Below are 6,670 nucleotides of genomic sequence, written 5' to 3'. Positions count from 1 at the left end.
TTTGTTTTAAAATCTCCTGCTTGCTGCCCCACACCAGATAAGTCTAATTTAAGCGGAACAGTTACCGCCTTGATTGGTGATAGATAACCTTCTTTGATTGCTTGAACTAATGAGTATTCATAAGCTAACGAATCAAAATAACTACCTAAATTCCTCATATCTCCACGATCTGGTGTAGCTGTAACACCAAGAACATTCGCTGATCCAAAATATTTCAATACACGTTGATAACCATCACTGATGCAATGATGAGCTTCATCGATAATGATATTGTCAAAATAATCTGGTGGAAATTTCTTCAATCGTTTTTCATTTTGTAGTGTTTGGACCGATCCAACGACTACACGGAAGAAACTTCCTAATGCGCTTTTTTCTGCTTTTTCAGTTGCACTTTTAAGTCCTGTACTTTTTTCTAATTTATCGGCTGCTTGATCCAATAACTCACCACGATGAGCAAGAACGAGATTTCTATTTCCTTTTCTAACTGTATCTTCAATAATTTTACTGAATACAATTGTTTTACCAGTTCCTGTCGGCAAAACTAGAAGAGTTTTCTTGTTGCCTGCTTCCCATTCGTTCTGAACAGCCTCTCTTGATTCTTGTTGATAAGGTCTAAGCTCCAATGTTACGCCCTCCTTTTTTATTGCCAGCCATCCTGAACCATTTTCGGCTTGTACTCCTTGGTAGCCCAACCATGACCGTCACACAATTCACATTCTGTTCTACGGTATTCAATGCTATCTGGTACCCAACCAGAATCGGGTAAGCCGCTCGGATACGGAACTATTACTTTTTTCTGATAGAATCCATCACCTTTACACTGTGGGCACTCGAACGGCCTTTCAAAACTTTCGAATATTTCTTTTAATGTTGTAGTTGCGGAATATTCTCTGATCAATTGTTTTGCTTCATATGCCTTCATTAGTTTCTACCTCCTGCAGTTCTTCGGCTGTTTGGATGAGGGTAACTTTGTTAATTTCATCTAAATCAAATGGATAAAAACTGGTTTCTGATTCTGCAACAAATTGCTTTCCAACGAATCTTTCAATCTTTAAATCGCCCATATAGTAACCATTATCAAAAGGTATCTCGCTACAGTTAACCTTATCCCCCACTCGAAACTCATCCAACTTACGCCCTTTAGCAGCAAACTGCTCGGCACGCTTAATCGTTGCTATCTGTTCGGCGGTGGCTGGTTGTACATATTTCTTGTCAAGTTCAATTCTTGTATTGATTAATTTTCCTGTTTCAGTATTTAAAAACCCCGCTTCTACGATGTCCCCCATAACAGCATCAATTTTTAAGATATGCAACACATTCTCTAAACTTTTATAACTGTAATACTCCCCAACTGCAAAGTTTTGGTTGTCTACTTCTGTTAATTCGATAATCCGCATTAGGTTACTAAACTGCTCTTGATCATCGTCTGCATTGACAGCTGTTTGAGCTAATGATCTAATCTGTCGCAGTATTGTTTTCTCTGTCATTGGTTTCCCTCCTCGATAAAAGCTTCACCCATGTTTCTATCCAACAGCGCTTTAACTTCTTTAGCTTGCTTTTCGTCAAAGGCTTTTGCTTCTTCACGACTTCCAAAGCCACAGTATGCACCATCGTATTTTTTTACGTAATTTTTGTGAGTTCCATTATTCGATAAAATGTAGATTCGTTTCATTCCGCATCCTCCATCAAATCAACAAATATATCCAGCGCTTTTACTCGCCCAACTCTTAATCTTCTTTGGATCGTACCTACTGTAAATTCGTGTTCCTGTCCTACTTCTTTAAATTCTTGAAACAATTTACGCATTGCCTCAAATTGTTCTGTTGTATATGATTTACTCATTTCGCTTCCTCCTCCACTGGTTCAATCCCCAACACTACATAGCCATCTTGCTGCGCATAGTCTGTGATGTAGGTGACTATTCTTTTACAACGATCACCTGTATAATCGATGCCGTCATATTCTTCTAACACCAAAATATCTCCGACTTTATAGTCACGATCGTTAAACCTAATTTCGAACTTTTTAAATCCCGATACAACATCATCATAGTATTCGCTATCTAATTTCAGTACATGCTTTCTAGGCTCTTTTACCACTGTGTAACCGTCTTGCCACGCACGAGCGAATAATTCGCTTTTGCCTTGTCCATCTAAAAACCATTTTTTTAGTTTTCTCTTATCGTCAAAATTGCCAAAGTTTTCAAACGACATCGCTGCCCTTAAATCCCACGAGCATTTTCTGCAATGTTCAATCCACTCAGCCACAAACTCCGGCACCACAATCTTGTCCTGTTGGTTTGGTAGTGATGATCTGAGTTGTCTAAGGTCTTCAATAAATTCCTCTCTCATTTCATTGCATAAATCTAAATCTTTAACGGCATGCGATGACATTCCGTTTTCTAAAGCACGCTCGTTTCGCTCAATCTTCATTTTATTTTTCTTAATGTAATAATCTATATTTCCCATGTGTTGTGTCCTCCTTAATATCTAATATGCATTTGACATCAGACAGATTACTTGCTGTTTGCTCAGCTTGTTTTTCCGTAAATGCCTGTATTCTTGTAGTTTTGATTTTGTGTGACCAATTTAAATATTTAACCTTCCACACCTACTCCACCTCTTTTTTCTCAGAATCATAAGATAAATGCACCAGTATCCACATCCAAGCTTCATACGATTCGCTAAAATTTCCTTTAAAGAATTGGATATGCATATTTTTCCAAAGCCACCAAATATGTTTCCAATCGCTCATTTTAAAATTTATAATTCGTTTGAACATATATCACTCCCTAAAATCTATTTGAAATCACGCTATATCTTTGATACACTATTTACGAGCGATCACCGCTCGGACCTAGAGTTCTTAAGCGTGGTGCCTAGAGTTGTGGCTCTAGGCTTTTTTCGTCAAACCACTCCGGATGCTATTCTTTGCACCATTTCACATAAGCTTCGTTTTCTCTTTCTTGATAATCATCTAGCTCTTTTTCAGTCCACTGTTTATCGCAATCCTCACAATAATTTTCATAAGTTAGTTCTTCGTCGCAATTTGGGCAAAACTGGCTTTCAAAGTCCTCATACATCTACTCCACCTCTTCCACACTAATTACTTCGCTGACAAATCCCCATTGACTAACTATCTTTGTCGCATCTTCTTTACTAAGAGCAAATTGCTCTCGTGAATCAACTTCATCTTCATAAGTTAGATACGTTACTAGATACGGTTTTTCTTCAAGATATTCTTCTTCATCTAAAATGTTAGAAGCCCAAGTTTTGTCATCTGGTTCGAAATTCCCTAAATACCCATCTTCGTAATCACCAGGTATATAAGCACAAAACTTAATTGGAATTATTTCGATACACTCTTCGTGATAAACTTTGTTGTTCACTTCCACTACGTCTTGGAAAGAAGTGAATACCTCTTCACAAATAGGACAAGTTTTCATCTACTCCACCCCACTTAGTAGCTCAGGGTTTTCGTGGATCGAACCTATTACCTCAATGTCATTTATTAGCCAATATTCCCACTGATACCCATATTCAGCAGTAAAAGTTACAACACCAGTTCTTTGATGAAATCCTGCTGGACCGAAATCATGTGGACCTTTAATGATATCCCCCTCATAAATCTCAACACCGTTCTTATCATTTAGTCCGGTGTATTGCATGAGGATGATTTCATCCAAAAACCTCATGTAATTTTGATAATCATCGTTATACAATTGCGCTATCGTACAACCTTGAAACAATCCGTGACATTTCATCATTCCTCGCTCTTCATCCCACGCCCGAAACTTCGGTTTATTCATTCGGCTTCTCTCCAATCTTTAAGAAAAGACGGATAAACCGCCCTTCCAGTTTTATGCAATTATAGTAATTCGTTCTGATTCGATTTCTTCTTCTAGTGCCTTAACTAAGAATTCTCGAATATTAACGATTGCTTGATTTCTCCAAGCTCCCCCGTCTGCTTCAAAGATCGCAGCACGCGGACCGTCTTTCATACGGAATACAAATTGACTCGCTGGCTGCTCAACTTCCAAGAAAGTTCTGTACGGTGCTAATAAAACAGGATTAGGAACTTGAACGGCTGCTTGAGTGGCAACACCTTGATTGATAGTAATCGCTTGGCTAACACCATCATCGTTTGCTTGCTTGACGTTCTTTTCTGCTACATTCCCCACTACCTGCAGTAACAATGAACGATCATCCGGAATATCTACATCTTCAATTAGGCTAACGAATTTTGATTGCAACGCGATGTTAAATTCTTCCATGTCGTAAAAATTATCAAAATGAAATCTAGGAACAATTGCAGTTGCTGTTGCTAGGCATTCTCTGTCCCCGTCTTCTTCAATAAGTCCTTTTAGGTAGACTGTATGCTCATTTTTAATTTGAACAATCAATTTTTTATTGATGCGTTCAATATTCGCTTTGATATAATTCACTAGACCTGAAAGGGTATTAATTTCAAGTGGATCAGCTAAATAAACTTTAGGCACAATTTCTCTAGCCTCTCCATTGCTGTTAATAACCATCCATCGAGTATCATTATCAAAATTAACTAAACGATCCTCTGGATGAATACCTTGTTCCATCAAATATTGAATTGCTTCTTTTGTCATTGTCATTTATTTATCCTCTTTTCTCTTGTAAGTTTATGATTTGTTGTTGCTGAGATTCTTTGGCTGCTTCTTCTTTTTCGATGACATCAATTGATTCACCGACATCTGTTTTTTGTTGGCCATCAACTGGATCGATAAAAGTTTGTCCTGGTGCTTCGGATTGCAATTCACGAGCAGCAACTTTTCCGCTAGTCAAATCTTTACCCGTTAAAATAGTAGTATCAAAATCACGTACAGGCGCTAATTTCGTTGAAAAGCTACTATTTAAATTAATCACTTGGCGGTTATCATCTGGAGCGAACTCCAATTTAATGGTGATCGCTCGTTTATCCTTCGCCTTTGTATTTGGATCATGAATATTTTTAAATAATTTTTCTAGCTCGCCATCAAGTTTTTCTTGAATAGCACCATTTGCCATTGCTGACAAATTCAATTCAATTTCTTTGCTCATAATAATTCCCCTTTCTAGAACGCTCCTGGTTGAAATCCGTTATTTGGTTGTTGCGGTTGTGTTGGTTGTGTAAATGTTTGTTGCGGTGCTGGTTGTGTAGGTTGCACTGGCTGAGTGAACGTTTGCTGTGGCGTTCCTGTTTGCCCCACTGGTTTCAAGAATTCTTTGATTCGATTATTTTGACGTTCTTCTCCTTGATGCTTATAGGTGTTGATTTCGATTTTAGCGCGTCCTGCACTCCCGATAATCGTTGACCAGTTCGGATTAAATGGCTGTCCAATAACTGGCGCTTGTCCAATAGCTGAAAAGAATTCCGTTAGCTTCCATTGGAATTTTTTCATCATGTATAAACGTTCTTTTACTACAGTTTTTCCTTCTGCTCCTACTACTTCCAAAGATACTTCTGCATATGGTGCGCCATTTGGGATTTTATCACTTGATCCGTCATAGACTTTTCTTTCCATATTTGTCACAGTAAATTGGTATTCGCCGGCTGGTAAAAGAGTGAACGAGTTTTCCTCGGCCACAAAACCACCATTCCAGTCTAAAAATTCATTTTCGTTGTTCATTAATGTTTCCCCCTAAAAGTTTCTAATTTTTGTATTTAATAAATCCATTGCCTTGCTCCAGTTACTTGATAAGTAACCCCAAAGATCGGCTGGAATATTATCGAGTGGTGTGTCGGCTGGCATAAATCCGCCTTGATAAATAATTTGCATGATTTCGTCAACCGTTACTTGATCAGCAGTCATCAGATCAGCAACTGATTTCGGAATACTATCAGGCATTGTCTGTTCACGATCAGGCGTAAAATCCGGAACAGAAGCATTTTCAGTGGGAAGAGTTTCTGCAGTAGCAACTACATCAAATTGTGGATCTGGTGCAGTTTGCTGTGGTTGGCTAGTTACTCGGATAAACGCTTGTGCAATTTGTCCATAATCAAACGGCAGCTCGTCAGCTAATCCCATTCTGTTCTTAGCATCCCAAGCCGGACGATGTGTGGTATACATCATACGTTGTCCGCCAGTAGCCTTTTTACTATCTGTTTTACTATCAGTGATGATTGTTGTTTTGTAGTTAGCAAACAGAACCATGTCCGCCCATTCTTTGACTAATGGAGCTGTTTTCTTTTCAAGCTTCAATTCATATCGATCATAAGCGCCCATTTCGTCTGGTTCTTCTTTTTTACGCAGCATCGCATGAGCCGTGACCACAACGTTAATACCTGTATCGACTACATCACTCAATAAATTTAGTAGTCCACCCATTTCTTTTGCCAAAGCAACGAACTTCTTACCATAGCCCTCTGAGTCAATGCCAGACCAGCCGTTGGCATCCATTAAATGACGTTTACAAATTTCTTCTGCCCAGTCCATCGTATCGATTACCAGTGTCTGACACGGTTTATTCGCTTTTACGAATGACACTTGTTGCAATAGCATTGTCCAACTTGTCGGCTTATCGAATCGTTTTACATCCATATGCAGAGTAGAATCTTCTGTATCAATGAATAATGGATCTGGAAACTGACTAGCAAATGTTGATTTGCCGATCCCTTCTACTCCGTACAGAACAACTTTTTGTGCTTTTGGTACTTT

13 protein-coding genes are annotated in these 6,670 nt (G+C 38.6%); all 13 read right to left on the bottom strand.

All coding sequences use genetic code 11. From position 1 onward, the window contains the following. On the bottom strand, positions 1–623 hold a 623-nt coding region (locus IGI58_RS18035), incomplete at its 3' end, for a DEAD/DEAH box helicase family protein (protein ID WP_429955465.1). 17 nt (positions 624–640) lie between these two features. Further along, positions 641–922: a hypothetical protein gene (locus IGI58_RS18030; protein ID WP_429952836.1), complete on the bottom strand. Its 282-nt coding sequence runs from the start codon at positions 920–922 to the stop codon at positions 641–643. Next, complete coding sequence (locus IGI58_RS18025) at positions 909–1,487, bottom strand: hypothetical protein (protein ID WP_429952837.1); 579 nt, start codon at positions 1,485–1,487, stop codon at positions 909–911. The genes IGI58_RS18030 and IGI58_RS18025 overlap by 14 nt, the downstream gene beginning before the upstream one ends. Then, positions 1,484–1,672, bottom strand: coding sequence for a hypothetical protein (locus IGI58_RS18020; protein WP_429952838.1), 189 nt, complete (start codon positions 1,670–1,672; stop codon positions 1,484–1,486). Before IGI58_RS18020 ends, IGI58_RS18025 begins: the two co-directional genes overlap by 4 nt. Beyond that, positions 1,669–1,842 carry a hypothetical protein gene (locus IGI58_RS18015; protein WP_429952839.1) on the bottom strand — a complete coding sequence of 58 codons (174 nt, stop codon included), beginning with the start codon at positions 1,840–1,842 and terminating at the stop codon, positions 1,669–1,671. Before IGI58_RS18015 ends, IGI58_RS18020 begins: the two co-directional genes overlap by 4 nt. Continuing rightward, a complete protein-coding gene (locus tag IGI58_RS18010) occupies positions 1,839–2,468 on the bottom strand; it encodes a DUF3850 domain-containing protein (RefSeq protein WP_429952840.1) in 630 nt (209 codons plus the stop codon). The genes IGI58_RS18015 and IGI58_RS18010 overlap by 4 nt, the downstream gene beginning before the upstream one ends. A 455-nt stretch (positions 2,469–2,923) precedes the next feature. Further along, positions 2,924–3,082 (bottom strand): hypothetical protein, encoded by a 159-nt coding sequence (locus tag IGI58_RS18005; protein ID WP_429952841.1) that lies wholly within the window; start codon positions 3,080–3,082, stop codon positions 2,924–2,926. Beyond that, complete coding sequence (locus IGI58_RS18000) at positions 3,083–3,445, bottom strand: hypothetical protein (protein ID WP_429952843.1); 363 nt, start codon at positions 3,443–3,445, stop codon at positions 3,083–3,085. Then, a complete protein-coding gene (locus IGI58_RS17995; RefSeq protein WP_429952844.1) occupies positions 3,446–3,808 on the bottom strand; it encodes a YopX family protein in 363 nt (120 codons plus the stop codon). 51 nt (positions 3,809–3,859) lie between these two features. Continuing rightward, positions 3,860–4,627, bottom strand: coding sequence for a hypothetical protein (locus tag IGI58_RS17990; protein WP_429952845.1), 768 nt, complete (start codon positions 4,625–4,627; stop codon positions 3,860–3,862). Between the two features lie 4 nt (positions 4,628–4,631). Beyond that, a complete protein-coding gene (locus IGI58_RS17985) occupies positions 4,632–5,072 on the bottom strand; it encodes a replication terminator protein (protein WP_429952846.1) in 441 nt (146 codons plus the stop codon). Between the two features lie 14 nt (positions 5,073–5,086). Next, positions 5,087–5,641, bottom strand: coding sequence for a hypothetical protein (locus IGI58_RS17980; RefSeq protein WP_429952847.1), 555 nt, complete (start codon positions 5,639–5,641; stop codon positions 5,087–5,089). A 12-nt stretch (positions 5,642–5,653) separates the two neighbouring features. Then, on the bottom strand, positions 5,654–6,670 hold a 1,017-nt coding region (locus IGI58_RS17975), incomplete at its 5' end, for an ATP-binding protein (protein ID WP_429955467.1).

Origin of the sequence: Enterococcus sp. AZ020 (genome assembly GCF_050499205.1) — a bacterium.
GTDB classification, from domain to species: Bacteria; Bacillota; Bacilli; order Lactobacillales; family Enterococcaceae; genus Enterococcus_L; species Enterococcus_L dunnyi.
Note: the sequence above shows the minus strand (reverse complement) of the source record. Positions and strands in the feature narration are given on the sequence as shown.

What these genes read in the sequence shown, in the direction of transcription:
- IGI58_RS17985 (WP_429952846.1), bottom strand. Translation starts at nt 5,072, where the DNA reads ATGAGCAAAGAAATTGAATTGAATTTGTCAGCAATGGCAAATGGTGCT.
- IGI58_RS18010 (WP_429952840.1), bottom strand. Translation starts at nt 2,468, where the DNA reads ATGGGAAATATAGATTATTACATTAAGAAAAATAAAATGAAGATTGAG.
- IGI58_RS17990 (WP_429952845.1), bottom strand. Translation starts at nt 4,627, where the DNA reads ATGACAATGACAAAAGAAGCAATTCAATATTTGATGGAACAAGGTATT.
- IGI58_RS18000 (WP_429952843.1), bottom strand. Translation starts at nt 3,445, where the DNA reads ATGAAAACTTGTCCTATTTGTGAAGAGGTATTCACTTCTTTCCAAGAC.
- IGI58_RS18020 (WP_429952838.1), bottom strand. Translation starts at nt 1,672, where the DNA reads ATGAAACGAATCTACATTTTATCGAATAATGGAACTCACAAAAATTAC.
- IGI58_RS17980 (WP_429952847.1), bottom strand. Translation starts at nt 5,641, where the DNA reads ATGAACAACGAAAATGAATTTTTAGACTGGAATGGTGGTTTTGTGGCC.
- IGI58_RS18025 (WP_429952837.1), bottom strand. Translation starts at nt 1,487, where the DNA reads ATGACAGAGAAAACAATACTGCGACAGATTAGATCATTAGCTCAAACA.
- IGI58_RS17995 (WP_429952844.1), bottom strand. Translation starts at nt 3,808, where the DNA reads ATGAATAAACCGAAGTTTCGGGCGTGGGATGAAGAGCGAGGAATGATG.
- IGI58_RS18005 (WP_429952841.1), bottom strand. Translation starts at nt 3,082, where the DNA reads ATGTATGAGGACTTTGAAAGCCAGTTTTGCCCAAATTGCGACGAAGAA.
- IGI58_RS18015 (WP_429952839.1), bottom strand. Translation starts at nt 1,842, where the DNA reads ATGAGTAAATCATATACAACAGAACAATTTGAGGCAATGCGTAAATTG.
- IGI58_RS18030 (WP_429952836.1), bottom strand. Translation starts at nt 922, where the DNA reads ATGAAGGCATATGAAGCAAAACAATTGATCAGAGAATATTCCGCAACT.